This window comes from Paludisphaera borealis, from assembly GCF_001956985.1.
In the GTDB taxonomy this organism is placed as follows: domain Bacteria; phylum Planctomycetota; class Planctomycetia; order Isosphaerales; family Isosphaeraceae; genus Paludisphaera; species Paludisphaera borealis.
Genome location: NZ_CP019082.1, coordinates 3,894,497 through 3,915,321, shown reverse-complemented (window position 1 = coordinate 3,915,321; position 20,825 = coordinate 3,894,497). Strand labels below are relative to the sequence as shown.

The window sequence follows — 20,825 nt, the reverse complement described above, 5'->3', positions numbered from 1 at the left end:
CGGGCCAGCTGTCTCGCTACGACTGAGCGTGGGCGTTTTTCGGTTCGACGGCGGCGAACTTGCCTAGCAGCAGAGCGCAGCCCAGCGCGCCGACGATGGAAACAAGGCCGTAAGCGACCACGGCGGTGACGGCTGGCGTCCCCCCGAAATTGGTCGTGGCGATCACCAGACCCACGGCGGCGTTGCGCGTCGCCGTGGTCACGGCTAGGGCCTTCCGGGTCGCGAGGTCGCGTCCCCCGCAGAGCCAGCCGACGCCGAGACTGGCCAGCAGGAGGAGGCCCATCCCCATCCACCCCCTGAGCCGGATCGCCGCCAGGGTTTCGTACTGCGCGGCCACGATCACGACGACCAGGGCGAGGAGCAAGGCGTTCGCGAGCAGGCCGACCGGTTTGTCGATGCGACGGACCAACGCCGGCGCCGCGCGGCGAACGCCCAGACCCACCGTCAGGGGAAGCAATTGAGTGACCAGCAAGATCCGGACGATCGCCGGATAGTCGATGCGCAAGGCGCTCCCTGGCGCCACGCGAGGCAGTAGCACGCTGAGCAGGGCCGGCGAGGCGATCGTCGAGAGCCCCGCCAGGATCAACATCATCCCGACCGCCCGGGGAACGTCCCCCTTGGCGACGGCGGTGATCGGTGGTCCGACCGGGGCCCCGGGGCAGACGGCGAGGATGAGGAACCCCGCCGAGACCATCGGGGCGGGCCGGAAGACGTACAGCAACCCGAGCGTGACCGCCGGCGCCAGCACGTAGTTGGCGAGCAGGCCCGACGCGAGCAATCGCGCCGGCCGGGCCGAGGCCAGTACGTCCTTGAAGTCCACCCGCAACCCCATCGACAACATGATCGTCACGAGGGCCGACACGTTGAGCAGGGCGATCAGAGTCGGAGCGTTCATGGCCGCGCCGCCTTGCGTCCGGGTCGCTGACTCGAAGGAGTGAACGTTATCGACCGACGGGAGAAGGATAGGCAACCATTCGGTCGGCCGTCTCGAAATACGACTTCTTGCCGGCTTCCAGGACCCGCTCGGGCGTGAGGGTCGCGAACACGTGCATGATGCGCGCGATCACCCCCGTCCAGCCCGTCTGGTGGCTGGCGCCGAGCCCGGCCCCGTCGTCGCCGTGGAAGTACTCGTAGAACTGGAGGTAATCGCGCCAGTGCGGGTCCTCCTGGAACTTCCGGGCGCCGCCGTAGACTGGACGCCGGCCGTCCGGGCCTCTCAAGAAGAGTCCGGACAGTCGGCGCGCGATCTCCTCGGCCACCTGATAGAGAGTCATCTGGCGACCGGACCCGGTGGGGCATTCCACGGTGAATTCGTCGCCGTAGTAGAGGTAATAGTGCAGCAGCGCCCGGATGATCAGGGCGTTGACCGGCATCCAGATCGGCCCTCGCCAATTCGAGTTGCCGCCGAACATGCCGGTGTCGGACTCCGCGGGAAGGTAGGCCACCCGGTATTCCTGGCCTTCCGCCTGGATGACGTAGGGGTGGTCGGCGTGGTAGCGCGACAGGGAGCGGAGGCCGTACGGGCTGAGGAACTCGTTCTCGTCGAGCATCTTCGACAGAACGCGCCGCAGCTTGGTCTCGTCCAGGATCGAGCCGAGCCGGCGGCCCGCGACGCCGAGCGTGAGCGGGTTGTGGATCGCGGCGTAGAGTTCGGGACGGGCGTCGAGGAACCGTTGAAACCGCTCCACAAGTTCCGGATACTTCGCCACGAACTCCCCTTCAAACACCGTGGTCGCGCAAAGGGGGAGCAAGCCGACCATGGATCGGACCTTGAGTCGCTGCGCCGTGCCGTCGGGGAGTCGGAGGACGTCGTAGAAGAAGCCGTCCTCCTCATCCCACATCCCCGTGTCCTGGCCCAGATGCGCCATCGACGACGCGATCCACAGGAAATGCTCGACGAACTTGATCGCCATTTCTCCATAGTCCGGATCGGTCATCGCCAGTTCCTCGGCGATTTCGAGCATGTTCTGGCAGTACAGGGCCATCCATGCGGTGCCGTCGGCCTGTTCCAGGCACCCGCCGGTCGGCAAGGGGGCGTTGCGGTCGAAGACCCCGATGTTGTCGAGGCCCAGGAAGCCCCCCTCGAATACGTTCCGCCCCGTACGGTCCTTGCGGTTGACCCACCAGGTGAAGTTCAGCAGCAGTTTCTGGAAGCAGCTCTTGAGCCACTCCTTGTCCCCCTCCCCCTTGGCCGCCGCCTCGAGGCGGTAGGTGAAGATGGTGGACCAGGCGTGCACCGGCGGGTTGACGTCGCCGAAATTCCACTCGTAGGCCGGGATCTGGCCGTTCGGGTGCATGTACCGCTCGCGCAGCATCAGTTTCAGTTGCTGCTTGCCGAAGTCCGAATCGACGAGCGTCAGGGCGAGGACGTGGAAGGCGAGATCCCAGGCGGCGTACCAGGGGTACTCCCACTTGTCCGGCATGGAGATCACGTCGCCGTTGTACATGTGGTGCCACTGGTCGTTGCGAGGCGCCAGCTTGCGCGTCGGCTTGAAGGGGTCGGAGCCCCGCTCCTCCAGCCATTTGTCGACGTCGTAGAAGTAGTACTGCTTGGACCAGAGCATCCCCGCGAGGGCCTGACGCATCACGTTCGCCGCGTCGGCGTCCAGGGAGCGAGGAATGACCTCGACGTAGAACGCGTCGGCCTCGTCGCGACGCTCCTGGACGATCTCGTCGAAGCGACCGCCGAACGGTCCCGCGGGCTCGCCGTTGCCGTGGGCGATGGCCGCGGGGGCTCGGTCGGACAGCCGGAGCCGGATCACCCGGCACTCGCCGGGGCTCACCGTCAGTCGGTAGTGGGCCGCCGCCTTCGTCCCCGTCTTCTCGGGGTTCACCGCCCCTTCCGCGCCGTGGACGATGGAGTCGTTGATGCCGTCCTTGACGAAGGGGCTTCGGTTCGGGACGCCGAAGACGCGCTGGGTGTTCGTCTCGTTCTCCGTGAAAAGGAGTGCGGCTTCCCCTTCGCAGTAGAGGTGGCGTTCGCCGAGCTTGCGGTCGACCGCCTGGACGACGTTCCCGGCGACCTGGCGGAGGTTCGGCTTGTCGGGGGCGCTCTGCCAGGACCACTCGTTCCGGAACCAGAGGGTCGGCAGGACGTCCAGAACGGCCGGGTCGGGGCCTCGGTTGTGCACGCTGATCAACATCAGGAGGTCTTCGGGAGACGCCTTGGCGTACTCCACGAAAACGTCCCAGTAGCGGTCCTGATCGAACACGCCCGTATCGAGCAGCTCGTACTCGAACTGGCTCCGGTCCCGGCGGCGGCTGGTTTCGACGAGGTCGGCGTAGGGGAACCGCTCCTGCGGGTACTTGTAGAGGTACTTCATGTACGAATGGGTCGGGGTGCTGTCGAGGTAGAAGTAGTACTCCTTGACGTCTTCCCCGTGGTTGCTCTCGCTGTTGGTCAGGCCGAACAGGCGTTCCTTGAGAATGGGGTCCTTCCCGTTCCAGAGGGCCAGCGCGAAGCAGAGCCGCTGCTGGTCGTCGGAGACGCCGGCCAGCCCGTCCTCTCCCCAGCGATAGGCGCGCGAGCGCGCCTGCTCGTGGGTGAAATAGCCCCAGGCGTCCCCCCCCTCGCTGTAGTCCTCGCGCACGGTCCCCCACTGCCGCTCGCTGAGGTACGGCCCCCACCGCTTCCAGAGGGCCTTCCCCTCGCGAGCCTCTTCGAGCCGGACGTGTTCCGCTGTCATTTGGCACCTGCCTTCGACTCAGAACGGCCCTTCCCACTCTTCAACGCCGAGATTTGATGGAGGCCACGCGATTCTGGAGATTCGAAAATGTGCCGAAGACGTGGGAATCGCGAGGCGAGAGGCGAAAAAATACGAAATGTGTTGTTTCGGGCGATGTGCGCGCGGATCGAGCCTCCGAGGTCGTTCCATCACTCGGGGGATCGAAGACTCCTCGCGCTTTCCGATCTCGATTTGACCGTCGTCACCCTCTAATTATTCATCATAGTGGTTTGCTGTCATCATGATGAAGTGATTTCCAGACCGCGCGAGCAAAATCATGTCCCGGTGTTGACGGTTAAGCCGGATCGGGGAAAGAATACGAGGCTGAATTGGAAGCGGGGGAATCCGCCGCTGGGGCGGGTCGCCGAGATGGGGAGGCACGAGGAGGGGCGGTCGGGAACGACGGCCCGAGCATGAAGTATGTCTGACACGATCACGTACGTCGACGGCGACATCGAGGGCGTCGAGATCCGCTATTTGAAGACCTTCCGCGACAATCGCGGTTGGTTGATCGAGGTCTTCCGCCACGACGATCTCGCCAAGGATCGCTGGCCGGTGATGACGTACATCTCCTCGACCCTGCCGGGCGTGGCGCGCGGGCCGCACGAGCACGTCGACCAGACCGACGGTTTCGCGTTCATCGGGCCGTCCGACTTCAAGCTCTATCTGTGGGACACGCGTCCCGACAGCAAGACCTACGGCAACAAGATCGTCCAGGTGCTGGGCGAATCGAAGCCGGCGGCCGTCTGGATTCCGCCCGGGGTCGTTCACGCCTATCGCAACGTCGGCGACGTCCCGGGACTCGTGCTCAACGCCCCCAACCAGCTCTACGCCGGATGGGGCAAGAAAGACCCGGTCGACGAGATCCGCCACGAAGAAGCCGATCCGCCGAAGTTCATCCTGGACTGACGGGACGACTGTGGGGGATTGATCGCAAACGAAGCGAGCCGAGGCGCACTCGCCTCGGCTCGTTCTGTTCCGGATGAATGCCCGCTTGATCAGGGCTTGGCGACGCCGATGACGCCGACGGCGAGCCGGCCGCCAGCGTCGCCCGAGGGCTGGGTCTTGAGGTCGTCGGCCTTCGCATGGACGACCACGCCGCGGCCGATGATCGAGGTCGGCCCGTGGAACAGGAAGCCGGCGTCCTTGAGGTCCAGCTCGGCGTTGCCCTTGGCGTCGGCCGTGATGTTGCCGAGGTCGCCGACGTGCCGCTCCTTGACGTCGAGGCCGGCGTGCTTGTGGCTGGTCGGGTTGTAGTGGCCGCCCGAGGCCATGCCGTCTTCCGACCAGACGCCGTATTCGTGGATGTGGAAGCCGTGCTCGCCGGGCGTCAGGCCGTGGAGCACGGCGTGGACCGTGTTCTTGCCTCCTTCATGGCTGAACGTGACCCGCCCGCTGACCTTGCTGTCCTTGGTCGGGATCAGGATCGCCACGGCCTTCTCGATCTTCGCTTCCTTGGTCTCGGCGTGCTGGGCCGTCGCATTGCGGAATCCGAGCAGGCCGGTGACGACCGCCCCGCAAACGGCCAGTACGGTCGCGGCTTTGGAAATCGACATGTCGCTCTCTCCTTGGTTTGGTAGTTCGTTCGCCGAGCTTTCGACTTAAACACTTCCGCATGCAGGTTAGCCTCAACCCGCTCGCGTCTCAAGGGGCCGGCAACCTCCAATGCCCCGCAAACCCCGAGCCTTTTCACCCCGATTTTCGAGCGGTGGGCGCTTGAATTGCTGGGGCGCGGGGGCGATCATGGCGGGGGTGGGCCTCGTGCCGTTCGCCCCGGAAGCCGCCTCATGTCCACGCCTGAACCCCCTTCGCTCGCGCCGGTCGATTCGTTGATCCTGGCTCGCCTCCTCGTCGCCGGAGACAAAGGGGCGAAGTCGGCCGATCTCCGCAAGGACCTGGCCCCGTTGCTCGGCCGCCGCTGGTCGGGGAGCGCGCTGACCTCCGTCGTCGACCGCGCCGTCGTCAAGCTCGGCGCAAGCGGCCTGATCGTCCAATCGCCCGGGAAGACCAAGCGGGCGGCCCCGACGATCGCCCTGACTGACTCCGGCCGCCCCGCGGCCTTGGCGTTTCTGAACGTCTCCGAGCTTCCCGCCAAGCCCAAGCCGACCTGGGCGGCGGTCAAGAAGTCGCTGGTCGCCGCCCGCGCCCTCAACCTCCCCGCGCCGGCGTCGAGCTTCGCCAAGGACGACGGCCTCCGCGCCGTCCTGCTCAACCGCCAGTCGGCCCTCGGGCTGGGCGCCTACCCCACCTTGAAGCAAGCCAAGGAAGCCTGGACGCGCAAGCAACTGGGAATGGGCGACAAGGAGAAGGTGACGCTCGAAACCGTCCAGGCCGCCCTCTTCCGCCGCGCCCTGGGGGACGATCCGAGGCCGCCCGCCCCCAAGCTCGCCCTCGACCGACTCTTGAGCAAGAACGCCGGGGCGGACGGAGCCGGCCTGACCGTGAAGGAACTCCGCGACGAGGTCGTCCGCCGCTGGGTCGACGACAGCCTCGGCGGCGCGGCGCCGCAACCCACGCCGGCTCCCTCCGCGGCGCTTGATCTCGACGACTTCGCCCGCCGGGTGCAAGCGGCGGCCCGGGGCTGCAAGACGGGCCGCTACGGCGAAGGCAAGGTGTTCATCGTCCACGTCTGGCGCGCCCTCCAGGCCGACCCGGCGTTCCACGGCGGCGACTTCCCGGCCTTTAAGGCGCGGCTGGCCGAGGCCAACAACGCCCGGCTCCTGAACCTCGCCCGCGCCGATCTCGTCCAGGCGATGGACCCCGAAGACGTCCTGCTCTCGGAGGTCGTCTATATGACCGCCAGCTTCCACTTCATCCGGATCGAGCCGTCATGACGCCCGACGCCGAAGCCGCGGACGACCCCCGGGCGCGGGTCTTCCGGTCGCCGCTTTTGGCGGACCTGTTCCACGCGTTCGCCTACAGCAACGACGTCTGGAAGGCCGACCCGTTCGACGTCGAGTCGATCCACGCGAACGTCCGGCGCTGGTTCGACCGCACGCTCGACCGGGTGCTCGAACCCTCGGGCCTGGCGACCGGCCGGATGCTCCTGCTGCTGGGCGAGTCGGGCAGCGGCAAGACGCACCTGATGCGCGCGTTCCGCGGCCGGGTCCACGGCGCGGGGCGCGGATATTGTGCTTATATGCAGATGACGGCGTTCACCGGCGCGTACGGCCGCTACGTGCTCAACAACGTCGTCGAGTCGCTCGACCGGCCGTACTTCGAACCGCGGTCGACGGCTTCGGCGCTGGCCCGGATCGCGTCGAAGCTCGCCGATTCGCTCGACGACGCCGGCCGCGACGCGCTCGAGCGGCTGGGCGAAGGGGAACTCGACCAGTCGGCCCTCGACGCCGCCGTGAGCGCCGCGGCCGACGTCTTGATCCGCGACCCGAAGTTCGGCGAGGTCGACGTCTACCTGCTGCAAGCCCTGCTCTACCTCCAGAGTGGCGACCCGGCCGTCAAGGCCCGCGTGCTCAAGTACCTCCGTTGCGAGGACCTCAACGACCACGACCGCCGCTTGCTGGGCGGGATCGTCCCGTGTACCTACGCCGACGCCCCGCACTGGATGATCGAGCGGATCGGCAAGCTGATCTGGGCGCTCGAACGGGTTCCGCTGGTGATCTGCGTCGATCAGCTTGAAGACGTCTTCGATCTCGACGAGGCGGCGCTGAAGTTCCGCAAGGCGATGGCCGTGCTCTGCGACATCGTCAGCCGGCTCCCCTCGGCCGTCGTCGTGATCTCGTGCCTGGAGAATTTCTACGACGAGTTGAAGTCGCTGCTGACTCGCTCGATCAAGGACCGCGTCGAGAACGACCCGCGCCCCGTGAGCCTGCAAACCCCGTGCGACCTGGCCGAAGTCCGAGCCCTGATCGGCCGTCGGCTGCACCATCTATTCGAAGTCGGCGGGGCCTCGTACCGGGCCGACGAGCCGACGTTCCCGATCCCCGAGGCACTCGTGTCGCGGCTGGCCGGCCTTCGCGCCCGCGACGTCCTGCTCGAATGCCAGGCGTACCGCGAGCGCTGCGTCGAGGAAGGGAAGATGGCCCCCTACCCTCTTGAAGGGCCGGGCTCGGATTCGGGCTCGGGCGGTCGCCGGGACGAGGTCGACGCCGAGCGGTCGGCCAACGCGATCGAGGGCGAATGGAACGCCTTCCGGTCGGACCACGCGGCCGGGCCTACGGTCGAAGAGGCCGAACTGGCGGCCGTGCTCGCCGAGGCGATCGCCGACGCCGCGCGCGAGCTGTCGCCGCCCCGCGCGATCGCCTGCCAGGCCGAAGGCCGGTTCGTAACGATCGACGACGCCGGAGTCAAGCGACTCGCGGGCGTCTGCAACAAGTCGGCCCAGGGAGGCGCGCTCGCCCGCCAGATCAACGAGCTGACGGCCCGAGCCGGCGACCGAGGGGCCGTCGCCGTTGCCTTGCGGTCGACGGCCTTCCCCGCCAACCCCAGGACCGGCGTCTTCCGCATCCTTGAAACCTTCGTCCACAATGGCGGCCGGCGACTGACGGTCGAAGACTCCGACTGGCGGACGATGGCCGCGTTCGCGAGCTTTCGCGCGCGCCGGGAGGCCGATCCCGCGTTCGATTCGTGGCGGAAGCGGACCAGGCCCTTGACCAGCCTCGAATCGCTGCGAACCATTCTGGATCTCGATCGGCCCGCGCCCGAGGGCCAGGACGATCCCCCGGCGAACCCCGGTTGATCCCTCGCCTGGAGAGTCGAAGAAATTCATCCTTTCACCACGGAGGACGCGGAGCAGAGAGGGAGAGGACTTGAGAACAGATTCTCCATGGAATTGAGTTGTTCCCCCCCCGAATTCTCCGAGTCCTCCGTGGTGAGATTGCTCGAACCAGATTTCACCACGGAGGACGCGGAGCAGAGAGGGAGAGGAGTTGAGAACAGATTCTCCATGGAATTGAGTTGTTCCCCCCCCCCGAATTCTCCGAGTCCTCCGTGGTGAGATTGCTCGATCCAACAATTGCTGCCAGGAGCGAATTCATGCCCTTCGAATCGCGGATCACACGGCGAAACCTTCTGGGCGGGCTGGCGGCCGGCGCGCTCTGGCCGGGGGCCGCCCGTTCTGAGGGCCAGGGCCAGACGGCCGCCGCGCCGGGCCGGCCCTGGGAGCTGTTCACGTTCTCGGCCGACGTCACGCCGCTCGTCGGGCACCCTTGCATGGGAGGCGGGATTGCGCCGGTGAAGTTGATCCTCGATCCGCTGGAGGCGATCGGCTTCGTGCTTCGCGGCGGCTCGCTGGCCAAGCCCGTGGCCGTGGTCGTCGTCGACTGGTGCGAGATCCGCAACGACGCCTACGACGCCTGGCGCGAGGCGATCGCCAAGGCGGTCGGCACCGACCCGCTGAACGTCATCGTGACGGCCGTCCACCAGCACGATACGCCGATCGCCGACCTCACCGCCGAACGACTGCTCGAAGAGAACAATTGCACCGGACGGATCTGCAATCTCGCGTTCCACGACCTGGTGGTCAAGCGCGTGGCCCGCGCGGCGGCGACGGCGGTAAAGAAGACCCCGAAGCGCGTGACGCACATCGGCATGGGCCGGGCGAAGGCCGACCGGGTTGCATCGAATCGTCGTTACGTTCTGGCGGATGGATCGATCTCGTACAACCGCACGAGCGCCTCGAAAGATCCGCAGGCGCACAAGGCCGACGAGGGGACGATCGACCCCTGGGTGAAGGTCCTCAGCTTCTGGAACGGCGACGAGCCGTTGCTCGCGCTGAGCAGCTACGCGATTCACCCGATGGCGCATTACGGCCAGGGCGAGGTCTCGGCCGACTTCGTGGGCATGGCTCGTCGCGCCCGGCAAAAGAGCCTGCCCGGCGTCGTCCAGATCTACGCCTCGGGGTGCAGCGGCAACGTGACCGCCGGCAAGTACAACGACGGCGCCCCCGCCAACCGCGCCGAGCTTGCCGGCCGGCTCGAAGCGGCGATGGCCGAGGCCTGGCGAACCACCCGCCGCGAGCCCCTCGAACACGCCTCGCTGCGGCTCCAGCCCCTGCGGTTCAAGGCCCGCGAGGACGACGGATTCACCGAGGCCGACCTCAAAAAGCGGCTCGCCGATCACGAGCATCCGTTCGGCCAGTGCCTCGCCGCCATGGGCCTGAGCTGGCGGAAGCGACTCGCGAGCGATCAGCCGATCGCGTTGCCGACGCTCGACCTGGGCCACGCGTTGCTCTCGGTCGCCCCCGGCGAGACCTACGTCGAATACCAGCTCCTCGCCGAGAAGCTTCGCCCCGACCGCTTCGTCATGACCCTCGGCTACGGCGACGCCGCCACCGGCTACATCCCCACCGCCTCTCAGCTCGCCGAGCACGACGGCAACCTCCGCGACTGGTGCTGGGTCGACCCCACCGCCGAGGCCGTCCTCACCGAGGGACTCAAGGCGGCGCTCAAGGCCGGAGGGTGATCGATCGACTCTCGCCTGGGCGACTCCGATCAGCCTGTTCGATCAAGGAGCATTCCGCCGTGTCTCGCGAAGCCCGTGAGTTCAAATTCCTCGCCACGCCGGAGAAGGGCGAAGTCTCCGCGTTGCTGGTCCGGCCCGAAAGTGCGAGTCACTTGCTCGTCCTCGGCCACGGGGCGAGCACGAACATGTGGCACGCCACGATGCAGTCGATCGCCGATCGGCTGGCCGAGGCGGGCGTCGCGAGCTTGCGGTACAACTTCCCCTATTCGGAAAATGGCAAGGGTCGCGACTCACAGGCGGTGTGCACGGCGACCGTGCGCGCGGCGGTCGCGGCGGCCCGCGAGGCTGCGCCCGACTTACCACTGCTGGCGGGCGGCCATTCGTTCGGCGGGCGCATGACCTCGACGGCTGCGTCGGAATCCCCGCTCGAGGGCGTGCGCGGTCTGGTCTTCTTCTCGTTCCCCTTGCATCAACCCGGCAAGCCGGAGACGAAGCGGGCCGACCATCTCGCGTCGGTCGCCGTCCCCATGCTGTTCCTCAGCGGCACGCGCGACGAGCTGGCCGATCTGGACCTCTTGAAACCCGTCTGCAAGAAGCTCGGAAAACTGGCGACGCTGCACGCGGTGGATACCGCCGACCACGGCTACAAGGTGCTGAAGCGCTCCCGCGCGAGCGACGAGGACGTGTTCGTCGAGATGGCTCGCGTCGTGCGGGAGTGGGCGTCGAAATTGAATTGACTTCGGGGCGTCAGGCGGGGGCCTTTGCTCTCCAGACCGATCGCCGATGGGGCTTCCTCGATTACTTCGCGAACTCGGCGTGGGGGTGGACGGTGTAGAAGTGGAGGCCCCGGCGCTCGTCGAAGAACCGGTAGAACGGGACGGCGCCGTCCTTGGGTTCGGCGAGGACGTTGAAGGCGACGCCTTCGGCCCGGAAGAGTCGGGGGCGGATCATTTCGTGCTGGGGGTCGGGGGTGTAGAAGTTGTCAATGCGGCCGCGAAAGGCGTAGAGCGGTTTCGCGGCGGGGTCGGAGGCGTCGGGCACGTAGCCGGCGATCCCGTCGCTGATGTAGCGGCCGGGGCTTTCCAGACTCGGCGACAGCGTGTAGCGATGGGCGCCGGTCCGCATGTCGACCCACCGGTGCAAGGCCGAGGCGCCCGGCCGGGGCTCGGGGAAGACGTAGCCGACGAAGCCCTCGCGCTTCAGCCGCGTCAGGTCGAAGCGGAGGACGACGGAGTCGACGGCGTAGTCGATGCCGCAAAACACGCCGTAGTCCTTGAACGCGGCGGCTCGCTTCATGATCTCGGCGTTGAGCTGCTGGTTGACCGCCGCCGCCTTGCCGTCGACGACCTGCGTGGCGATCTCGTCGAACCGCTTGCCCAGCAGCTTCGCGAGCAGGCCGGCGACCCCTTCCAGCTCGGTCCGCTTGACCTCGTCGACGTCGACCTTGAACCTCGGCGAGCCGTCCATGCCGGCCTCGACGTTCACGCTCGCCTTGATCTCGAACCGGAACTTCCGCCAGCCGTCGGTGTGATCCTTCGACCGACTGACACGCTCGGAGATCGGTCCCGACGCCGGGGGCTGGAACTCCCCCTCAGCCGTGAACGCCGCCAGCAGGCTGCGGCGCTTGGGGTCGAACCCCGCCAGCCGGTATGAATGCACCGACCCGCGATACTGCCCCGCCTTCTCGAACGGGCTTGGCGGCAGCTTCTCGACCACGCCGGCGAGGAAGTCCTTTTCGAGCCGGATCTCGGTCGCGGCCTTCGCCTTGCAGGGAACCGCCGCGATCGCGAAGACCACCACGAGTCGACAGAATCGATGCGCCATGTCCGCTGAGTCCGCCGTTGGAGGGGAAGGGACGAACCGCCGTCGCCGCTGCGGCGTTGTATCACCCTCCGGCCGCTTCGACCAGACGAACCCCGAGTCCACCCATGCTGCGACCGCCGAGGTTCTCGCCGGCTGATGCCTTTGATCAACATCGTCGCCATTATGAAAACTTCCGTGTGAAATCTTAAAGAACATTAGGATCTGATTCTTGTAGGAATCGCGACGGGTCGCTATGTTGCGAGGAACCGTGAGGCGAGGCATTCGTGACGGCTCGCGGTTGAATTAACAATCAACACTTCTCGGTTCGGCGGGAAACAACACCCATGAAGCGATTTCTGATCTGCGCCGTGGCGGCCGCCTGCTGCTGCGTCGCATCGGCGGACACGCGCGCGGGCTTCACGATCGGCGACATCTACGCGACGTACAACGAGCTGCACGACGAGAACGCCGTCGCCCGTTATGATTCGACCGGCGCGTACCTCGGTTCGATCGCGATGCCCGCGACGTCGATCTACGGCAGCACGCGCGGCCTCGGCTTCGGACCCGACGGCCTCCTCTACGTGGTCCAGGACCAGTTGCACCAGGACGCCAACTTCAACCTCGTGAACCAGGTGGGCGTCCTGGCCTTCGACAGCACCGGAGCCCTCAAGGAAAGCTACACGTACGACGGCCCGGGTTCGAATATGAACAATATCTCCTACGGCAAGATCTCCTTCGATTCCTCCGGACACTTTTTCGTCGGCGCCGGCGGCGGCCTGCTGGAATTTACCGAGGGGAGCCCTGGGTCGGGAAACCTCGTCTTCCCCACGTCGAATTACGGGGTTTTCGACGTCAAGACCCTGGCCAACGGGCATATGCTGGTGGCCTCGGCGTACGACATCTACGAGCTCGACGGCTCGGGCCACGTGGTGCGCGATCTCACTCAGGCCGAAAACGGGGCGAACCCCTACCGGTTCGTCGACCTGCGAGGCCTCGAATACGACGCGAGCACCGGCGTCCTCTACGCGTCGATGCTGAGCGATTCCAGCCATTACTTTCAGGTCATGAAGATCGACTACGCCACCGGGGCGCTGCTGGGGGCCAAGACCTTCACCTACGCCGACGACTTGTTCCTGGGCGCCGACGGCCGCCTGCTGGTCGGCAGCCGGACCCAGACGCCGATCTTCCTCGACAAGGACCTGAACTCGCTCGGCTCGTTCTCATCGGACGCCGGCCCGCGGATGTTCGTGACGCAGTTCGGCCCCGCCGCCTCCGCCGTGCCCGAACCCGCCTCGTTCGCCATGCTGGGCGTCGGCGTTGCGACGATCCTGGCCGCCGCGCGTTCCCGCCGCACGCGGTAATGGTTCGAGGGGGCCTCGCCGGCCCCCCATTCACAGCGCCAGTTCGGCCCGGACCACGGGTTCGTCGAGCTGGCGGGTGAGGCGGAAGCCGAGCTTCTCGCAGACGCGGAGCATCTCGACGTTCTCGGGCAGGACGTCGCCGACGATCCGGGCGAGATGCTCGTCGCGGCCGACCTGGATCACGCGGTGAAGCAGCTCGGTGCCGAGGCCGCGGCCCTGGAACTGGTCGCTGACCAGAAGGGCGAACTCGGCCTCGCTCCCCCCTCGGACCTTGCTCAGCCGGCCCACGCCGAGGATCTTCCGCTCGCCCGTCTCCGGGTCTCTGTAGTCGGCGACGAGCGCCGTCTCGCGGTCGTAATCGTTGAAGCAGATCCGCGTCAGCCGCTCGTGGGCGACGCGCGCGCTGTACTTCATCGCATGGAAATAGCGGAACGAGACCGACCGCTCCGAGAGCGTGGCGTGGAACGCGACCATGAGCGGCTCGTCCTCAGGACGGATCGGGCGGATCATGACGTGCTCGCCTCGCGTCGACGTCCAGGGCGACGCGTATTGCGACGGATAGGGGCGGATGGCCGTCCGGGGGAGGTCGTCGGCCAGGACCTCGGGGCCGTGGACGATCACCCGGGCGTCGAGCACGATCATCCGATCGGGCGAGGCGAACAGCGGGTTGACGTCGATCTCCTTGATCCAGCGCTGTTCGACGACGAGGTTGCTGAACCGTACGAGCAGCCGTTCGAGCGCGGCGAGGTCGACGGGTCGCTGGCCGCGAATCCCCTTGAGGGCGGTGTAGATCCGGGTCTGCTCCATCATCCGCCGCGCCAGCGTGGTGTTGAGCGGCGGCAGGGCGAGCGCGCGGTCGGCGACGACCTCGACGTGCCGACCGCCGGCGCCGAAGAGGATCACCGGGCCGAACTCGGGGTCGAGGCTGCTTCCCAGGAGGATCTCGCAGCCCTCGGGCTGGATCATCGGCTGGACGCCGACCCCCTGGAAGGCCTCGGGCCCGACGTGCTCGGCGACCGACTTTTCGATCGCCCGGAACGCGCCCCGGACGGCGTCGGCGTCGAACAGGTTGAGCCGGACGCCGCCGACGTCGCTCTTGTGGGTGACGGTCGTCGAATTGAGCTTCACCGCGACGGGGAAGCCGATCGACTCGGCCAGGGCCGCCGCCTCGTCGGCGGTCTGGACCACCGTGGTCGGCACGGTCGGAATCTCGTAGAACGCCAGCAGCCGCTTCGACTCGGCCTCGGTGAGGATCGTCCGCCCCTCGCGGCGGGCCTCGGCGACGACCGCCTCGGCCTGCTCGCGGGCGGCCGCGAAGCCCCCCGTCGCGTCGTCGACCGGCGTCCGGGGCGTCTCGTAAAGGCCCTGAAGGTTGTACGACGACTTCCACATTAGCGTGAACACATGAGCGGCCGTGCCGGGGTTGAGATAGGTCGGAACGCCCGCCTCGGTGAGGATCTTCGTCCCCTCCTCGATCGACTCGCCACCCATCCAGACGGCCAGCAGCGGCTTGCCGAGGATCTTGGCGTGCCGCCTCACCTCATGGGCCGTGGCCGTCGGGTCGGTCGTCGCCTGCGGCGTCAGGATCGCCAGCAGGCCGTCGACGCCGGGGTCTTCGGCGAGGACTTCAATCGTCCGGCCGAACCGCTGGGCGTCGGCGTCGCCCAGGACGTCGACCGGGTTGGCGCGGCTCCAGGCTTCGGGCAGCAGGGCGTTCAGGGCGGCCGTCGATTCGGGCGACAACTCGGCGAGTTCGCCGCGGTGTTCGAGCAGGGCGTCGGCCGCGAGCACGCCCGGGCCGCCGGCGTTGGTGACGATCGCCAGCCGGGGCCCGCGCGGGCGGGGCTGCTTCGAGAGCACGTCGGCCATGTCGAAGACCTCGGCGATCGAGTCGACCCGGAGCACCCCCACGCGCCGGAACGCCGCGTCCAGAACCTCGTCGCTGCCGGTCAGGGTCCCCGTGTGCGACGCCGCCGCGCGGGCCGACGCCTCGGCCCGGCCCGCCTTCAGGACGATGATCGGCTTGGTCAACGCCACCTCGCGGGAGGCCGACAGGAACGCCCGCGCGTCGCCGATCGACTCCATGTAGATCACGATCGACTTGGTGTGCGGATCGTCGCCGAGGTAGTCGATCAGGTCGCCCCAGCCGACGTCGAGCATCGAGCCGACGGAGATGAAGGCGCTGAAGCCGACGTTCTCCTTGCGGCTCCAGTCGAGGACCGCCATGTCGAGCGCGCCGCTCTGGCTGATGTAGCCGACGTTGCCGGGCCGGGCCGCTCGCGGGGCGAACGTCGCGTTCAAGCCGCTGTGCGGCCGCATCACGCCCATGCAGTTGGGGCCGACGATCCGCATCCGCCCCCGGGCCGCCTGTTCGACCACCTGCTGTTCCAGCTTCGCCCCTTCCGGCCCGGTCTCGCGAAACCCGGCCGAGAGGATGATCGCCCCTTTCACCCCGGCGTCGACGCATTCGCGGATCACGCCCGGGACCGTCGCCGCCGGGACCGCGATCACCGCAAGGTCGACCGCGTCGGGCACGGCGGCGACGTCCTTGTACGCCTTGATCCCCAGCACGTTGCGACGGTTGGGGTTCACCGGATGGACCGTGCCGCCGAACGGGCTGCTGATCAGATTCCAGAGCACCGACCGGCCGACGCTCCCCGCCTTCTCGGTCGCCCCGATCACCGCCACCGTCCTCGGCGCGAAGATCGCATCCAGCGGCCGTTCGCCCGACGCGCCTCCCTCGTTTTCCCAGTCGGTCGCGGTTGAACGATTCATGATGAATAAATTGTGTGGATTAGTTGTAAGTGTCGATGTTGTTGACGCAGTCGACGCGGTCGACGCCCTCGCAATACAAGCCCGAAGCGCCAGCGAGTGCATGATTTTGCATTTGCTGATTCAGCACGCGGACTGGGAATGCACTCGCTGGCGCTTCGGGCTTGTATTGCGCTCCAGGGAGCGTCCGAGACGTATTCCGAGCCCTCGCAATACCTCGCCGTTGCGTTGAGTGTCCCCCTTCGGCCGCGTCGTGTCGAGGGGCTTCAGTCGGGGCGCTCGATTCCCATCGCCTTGAGTCGCGACGTCAGCGTCGTCGGTTTGACGCCGAGCAGCGCGGCGGCCCCGCCGGCGCCCGAGATCTTACCGCCGGCCCGGCGCAGGGCTTCGCGAAGGTTCGCGCGCTCCAGCTCCTGAAACTCGGCCTGGGTGAGCAAGTCGCGCCGGGCGGAAGCCTCGGGCCGCGACGGGACGCGGGCCGGAGGCGCGGGAAGATCGATTTGCAGCGTCCCCGAACGCGACGTGATGACCGCCCGCTCGATCACGTTCTGAAGCTCCCGGACGTTCCCCGGCCACGGATAGGTCGTCAGTTTCACGACGTCGCGCTCGCCCAATCGACGCTCGGGGACGCCCAGCCGCCGGCCGCTCTGTCGCAGGAAGTGCGCGGCTAGAAGCGGCACGTCTTCCGGGCGGTCGCGGAGCGGAGGGACGACGATCGGGAACACGCCCAGCCGATAATAGAGGTCCGGCCGGAACCTCCCCGCGTCTACTTCCGCCTTCAGGTCGCGATTGGTCGCGGCGACGACCCGGACGTCGGCCGCGCGCGAGCGGTCCTCGCCGACCCGCTCGAACGTCCGTTCCTGGATCACCCGCAGCAGCTTGCCTTGCTGGTCCATCGGGATCTCGGCGACCTCGTCGAGGAACAGCGTGCCGCCGCCGGCCAGCTCGAACCGGCCGACCCGGTCGCGCACCGCCCCGGTGAAGGCGCCCTTGGCGTGGCCGAAGAACTCGCTCTCGAACAGGTCGCGCGGCACCGAGGCGCAGTTTACCTTGATCATCGGCCCGTCGCGGCGCCGGCTCCGGTCGTGGACGGCCCGGGCGATCAGCTCCTTGCCCACGCCCGACTCGCCCAGGATCAGCACGTTGGCCTCGGTCGGGCCGACCAGATCCACCTGTTCGAGAACGGCCCCCAGCGCGGGGCTGGCGCCGACGACGTCGCCGAACGCGTAGGCCGCCTTGACCTCGTCGCGCAGATAGACGTTCTCCAGCTCGAACCGGGCGCGCAGCCGCTCGATCTCCTCGAAGGCGCGAGCGTTGGCGATGGCCGCCGCGGCGTGGTCGGCGATCATCCGCAGCCAGACGAGCATCTCGCCGTCCAGCCGGGTCCGCAAGAACACCCCGAGGACCCCCAGCACCCGCCCCCGGTGCAACAGCGGCTGACCGGCGAACCCCCGTATCCGCTCGCGACGCGCCCAGTCGGGATCGGCCAGCCAGGTCGCGTCGGCCTGGAGGTCGGGCACCTCGATCGCCTCGGCCCGCGACGCGATCAACCCGACCTTGTGCACGCCCAACGGGAACCGCCGGAACCGACCGCCGAGCCCCGACCAATCCTTCCCCTGCTGGTGCGACCGCCCCGCGCTCGCGACCAGGTGCAGGCAGGCCGCGTGGTCGGGACAGACGTCGGCCATCGGGCAGACGCGGCAGATGTCGCCCGGCTCCAGCAGCCAGATCCGGGCCAACGCCGCGTCGGCGACCGCCGCCAGCCGATCGACGATCAGACCCAGCAAGGCGTCCACCGAACGCTCCTGCGCCATGTCGAGCAAGAGCCGTCGAAGCGGTTGCATGGCGTTTCCCCTCTCGTCACGCTGAGCGGCTGAAAATGGGGCTCACGGTCGGCCGGAGGGGCCGAATACAAGCCCGAAGCGCCAGCGAGTGCATTCCCAGCCAGCGTGCTGAATCAGCAAACGCAAATTCATGCACTCGCTGGCGCTTCGGGCTTGTATTTCGAGGGCTCGGAATCCGTGGCGGGCGTATGGTTCGTCACGTATCTCCATGCCCATTCTACGAGATTTCGTCGCTGATTCACGGGGTTTCGTGATGGTCGCGAACTTTCGTGAGCGTCGGTCGTAGTAGGGTTGAACGTAAACCGTGTGGCGGCATGATATTGCCGCTTTGGCTCGGCGTGGCCCGGGACGTGCGTTTGTAGGTTCATCGCAACGAACGACGGCCTTTTTCGATTCGAGAGGTGGAACACGCGATGAGCATGGCGCGGAGTCACTGCTTCCGGCCCGGGGCGATCTTCCGGCAGCAATGCTCGGAGTGCGGCGAGGGCCGCGTCTTCGAGGGCGGGTTCCGGATGAACGAGCGCTGCCCGGTCTGCGGCGTGAAGTTCGAGCGCGGTCCCGGCTACTTCACCGGGGCGATGTACTTCAGCTACGCTCTGGGCATCCCACTGATCGCGGCCGGGGTGCTGCTCGGGAAGCTTCTGGTCGTCCGCTCGTGGCCGCTCCACTGGATCCTGGCGGCTGTGTGGATCGTCACCCTGCCGCTCGTCCCGGCCGTGTTCCGCTACTCGCGAGTCCTGTTCATCCACTTCGACCGCTATTTCGACCCCGAGGGCGCGGGGGATTGAGCGGGACGCGCGGGCGTGATTGCTTGTCTTGTTCCAGGTTTCATCAAGGCGACATAAGCCTTTCGCGTCTCAGGAAGGATGGAGATCGTGGGATTCGTCATCCAGGTTTTCTTGTTGGGCTGCTTCTTCTTGATGACCTTCCTCGTCGTCTGGTGGCTTCGCGGCCGGGGGTTCAGCGAGCTGCGGCCGGCCCGTCCGGGGACGCCGACGGCCGGCGTCGGGCGATCCTCTCTCGATATTTCGACCGATCTGAGCGAGGATGGAAGGCACAGAATCCAGTAACTCGACCGGCGTCCCATTGGATTGCAGGAGCAAGAGATGACCATCGTCAGCGCCGCCGTCGGGCAGGCGGCCCCGGTGTTGAGCGGTTCCCACCTCGACCCGGGAGGACCGACGACGACCCCCGCCCCGGTCCGGGCTCTTTTCCCGGCCCTCCGTCAGAACGTCAACGGCAAGCCGCTGGTCTATCTGGACAACGCCGCGAGCACGCAGAAGCCGCGCGCGGTGATCGACGCCCTGGTCCGCTACTACGAGGCCGACAACGCCAACGTCCACCGCGGCGCGCACGCCCTCAGCGACCGGGCCACGGCGGCTTATGAGAAGGCGCGCGAGACGGCCCGGCGGTTCCTCAACGCCCGGCGGACCGAGGAGATCGTCTTCGTCCGAGGCGCGACCGAGGCGATCAACCTCGTGGCCCAGACGTTCGGCCGTCAGCACGTCGGCCCCGGCGATGAAGTGCTCGTCACCGAGATGGAGCATCACGCCAACCTCGTCCCCTGGCAGCAGCTTTGTCGCGAGCAGGGCGCCCGGCTCGTCGTCGCGCCGATCACCGATAAGGGCGAACTGAAGCTCGACGTCCTGGAAAGCCTGATCACCCCGCGCACGAAGTTCGTCGCCGTGTCTCACGTCTCGAACGCGCTGGGGACGGTGAACCCGATCAAGCGGGTGATCGAGGCGGCCCACCGGCGAGGCGTCCCGGTGCTGATCGATGGCGCGCAGGCCGCGCCGCACGTGCCGATCGACGTCCAGGAGCTGGGCTGCGACTTCTACGTCTTCTCCGGCCACAAGGTGTACGGGCCGATGGGCATCGGCGTGCTTTACGGCCGGCTCGACGTGCTGGAGTCGATGCCTCCCTGGCAGCACGGCGGCGACATGGTCGACACCGTCGGCTTCGACGCGACGACGTTCAGCGGCCCCCCCTACCGGTTCGAGGCGGGGACCCCGAACGTCTCCGGCGCGGTCGGGCTGGCGGCGGCTTTGGAGTTCCTCGAAGGCGTCGGCCGTCGCGCCGCCGCCGACCACGAGGCGACGCTGCTGGATCTGGCCGTCCGCCGGCTCTCGGAGATCCCCGGCGTGCGGCTCGTGGGCGAGCCGGGGCACCGGGCCGGGGTGGTCTCGTTCGCCGTCGACGACCCGCCGATGTCGCCCCTCGACGTGTCGGCTCGGCTCGATGCGGAAGGGATCGCCGTCCGCGCCGGGAACCACTGCTGCCAGCCGCTGATGGGCCGGCTCGGCGTCTCGGGGACCGTCCGCGCCTCGTTCGCGATCTACAACGACGCCGCCGACGTCGAGCGGCTCGCCGCCGCCGTCCGGTCGATCGTGGGTGAGGCCGAAGCCGGGCGTCGAAGCACGGATCACAACGACGAGACCGCCGCCGATTACCCGGGGCCGTCGGCACCCACCATTGAGACCGCCGCCGCGTCGCTGCTCGACGAGTTCAACGGCCTGGGCGACTGGGCCGAGCGGTACGAGTTCCTGATCGAGCTGGGCCGCAAGGCGCCGGCGCTCCCCGACGTGTTGCGGACCGAGGCCAACCGGGTGCGCGGCTGCCAGAGCATCGTGCACCTCGCCGCCCGCGTCAGGCCGGACACGCGCGACACGGTCGAGTTCCTGGCCGACAGCGACAGCGAATTGGTCGCCGGCCTGCTCGCCCTGCTGCAAGAGCTGTTCTCCGGCCATCGCGCGGCCGACGTCCTCGCGTTCGACCTCGCGGGCTTCCTCGACAAGGCCGGCCTCGCCTCGAACCTGACGACCGGCCGGCGGAACGGCCTGGCCGAGATGATCAAGCGGCTCCGCGCGTTCGCGACCGACGTTTCGTCCGCTTGAGGCTGA

15 protein-coding genes are annotated in these 20,825 nt (G+C 67.6%); 9 read left to right on the top strand and 6 right to left on the bottom strand.

Features of this window, described 5'->3' with window-relative positions:
* Positions 1-16: 16 nt before the first annotated feature.
* Both BSF38_RS15230 and BSF38_RS15225 read right to left on the bottom strand, forming a co-directional pair.
* Positions 17-895 (bottom strand): bile acid:sodium symporter family protein, encoded by an 879-nt coding sequence (locus BSF38_RS15230; RefSeq protein ID WP_076346972.1) that lies wholly within the window; start codon positions 893-895, stop codon positions 17-19.
* Positions 896-941: 46 nt separating this feature from the next.
* Positions 942-3,686: an MGH1-like glycoside hydrolase domain-containing protein gene (locus BSF38_RS15225; RefSeq protein WP_076346970.1), complete on the bottom strand. Its 2,745-nt coding sequence runs from the start codon at positions 3,684-3,686 to the stop codon at positions 942-944.
* Between the two features lie 459 nt (positions 3,687-4,145).
* Between BSF38_RS15225 and BSF38_RS15220 the strand changes: the two genes are divergently transcribed.
* Positions 4,146-4,634, top strand: coding sequence for a dTDP-4-dehydrorhamnose 3,5-epimerase family protein (locus BSF38_RS15220; RefSeq protein ID WP_076346968.1), 489 nt, complete (start codon positions 4,146-4,148; stop codon positions 4,632-4,634).
* 89 nt (positions 4,635-4,723) lie between these two features.
* On the opposite strand, the gene BSF38_RS15215 is transcribed toward BSF38_RS15220, so the two are convergent.
* Positions 4,724-5,281 (bottom strand): superoxide dismutase family protein, encoded by a 558-nt coding sequence (locus BSF38_RS15215; RefSeq protein WP_083712961.1) that lies wholly within the window; start codon positions 5,279-5,281, stop codon positions 4,724-4,726.
* 231 nt (positions 5,282-5,512) lie between these two features.
* Between BSF38_RS15215 and BSF38_RS15210 the strand changes: the two genes are divergently transcribed.
* From BSF38_RS15210 to BSF38_RS15195, 4 genes are all read left to right on the top strand, one after another.
* The gene (locus BSF38_RS15210) at positions 5,513-6,559 is read left to right on the top strand and encodes a hypothetical protein (protein WP_076346966.1); all 1,047 of its coding nucleotides are present in this window, start codon (positions 5,513-5,515) and stop codon (positions 6,557-6,559) included.
* The gene (locus BSF38_RS15205) at positions 6,556-8,421 is read left to right on the top strand and encodes an ATP-binding protein (RefSeq protein WP_076346964.1); all 1,866 of its coding nucleotides are present in this window, start codon (positions 6,556-6,558) and stop codon (positions 8,419-8,421) included. Before BSF38_RS15210 ends, BSF38_RS15205 begins: the two co-directional genes overlap by 4 nt.
* 296 nt (positions 8,422-8,717) lie before the next feature.
* Positions 8,718-10,145 carry a hypothetical protein gene (locus BSF38_RS15200; RefSeq protein WP_083712960.1) on the top strand — a complete coding sequence of 476 codons (1,428 nt, stop codon included), beginning with the start codon at positions 8,718-8,720 and terminating at the stop codon, positions 10,143-10,145.
* Between the two features lie 59 nt (positions 10,146-10,204).
* Positions 10,205-10,882, top strand: a complete 678-nt coding sequence (locus BSF38_RS15195) for an alpha/beta hydrolase family protein (RefSeq protein WP_076346962.1) — start codon at positions 10,205-10,207, stop codon at positions 10,880-10,882.
* A 61-nt stretch (positions 10,883-10,943) separates the two neighbouring features.
* Here BSF38_RS15195 and BSF38_RS15190 read toward each other — a convergent pair whose 3' ends face one another.
* Positions 10,944-11,969 (bottom strand): hypothetical protein, encoded by a 1,026-nt coding sequence (locus tag BSF38_RS15190; RefSeq protein ID WP_145952147.1) that lies wholly within the window; start codon positions 11,967-11,969, stop codon positions 10,944-10,946.
* A gap of 323 nt (positions 11,970-12,292) precedes the next feature.
* On the opposite strand from BSF38_RS15190, the gene BSF38_RS15185 reads away from it, so the two are divergent.
* Positions 12,293-13,309 carry a PEP-CTERM sorting domain-containing protein gene (locus BSF38_RS15185; RefSeq protein ID WP_076346958.1) on the top strand — a complete coding sequence of 339 codons (1,017 nt, stop codon included), beginning with the start codon at positions 12,293-12,295 and terminating at the stop codon, positions 13,307-13,309.
* A gap of 30 nt (positions 13,310-13,339) precedes the next feature.
* On the opposite strand, the gene BSF38_RS15180 is transcribed toward BSF38_RS15185, so the two are convergent.
* Together BSF38_RS15180 and BSF38_RS15175 are read right to left on the bottom strand one after the other, a co-directional pair.
* A complete protein-coding gene (locus tag BSF38_RS15180; RefSeq protein WP_076346956.1) occupies positions 13,340-16,084 on the bottom strand; it encodes a bifunctional acetate--CoA ligase family protein/GNAT family N-acetyltransferase in 2,745 nt (914 codons plus the stop codon).
* 263 nt (positions 16,085-16,347) lie between these two features.
* Entirely contained in the window at positions 16,348-17,925 is a 1,578-nt protein-coding gene (locus BSF38_RS15175) for a sigma-54-dependent Fis family transcriptional regulator (protein ID WP_076346954.1), read from the bottom strand.
* Between the two features lie 413 nt (positions 17,926-18,338).
* On the opposite strand from BSF38_RS15175, the gene BSF38_RS15170 reads away from it, so the two are divergent.
* The 3 genes from BSF38_RS15170 (at position 18,339) to BSF38_RS15160 (ending at position 20,819) form a co-directional block, all read left to right on the top strand.
* Positions 18,339-18,713 (top strand): DUF983 domain-containing protein, encoded by a 375-nt coding sequence (locus BSF38_RS15170; RefSeq protein WP_076350931.1) that lies wholly within the window; start codon positions 18,339-18,341, stop codon positions 18,711-18,713.
* An 87-nt stretch (positions 18,714-18,800) separates the two neighbouring features.
* Positions 18,801-18,995: a hypothetical protein gene (locus tag BSF38_RS15165; protein ID WP_145952146.1), complete on the top strand. Its 195-nt coding sequence runs from the start codon at positions 18,801-18,803 to the stop codon at positions 18,993-18,995.
* A 36-nt stretch (positions 18,996-19,031) separates the two neighbouring features.
* Positions 19,032-20,819: a SufS family cysteine desulfurase gene (locus BSF38_RS15160; RefSeq protein WP_083712959.1), complete on the top strand. Its 1,788-nt coding sequence runs from the start codon at positions 19,032-19,034 to the stop codon at positions 20,817-20,819.
* Positions 20,820-20,825: the final 6 nt, after the last annotated feature.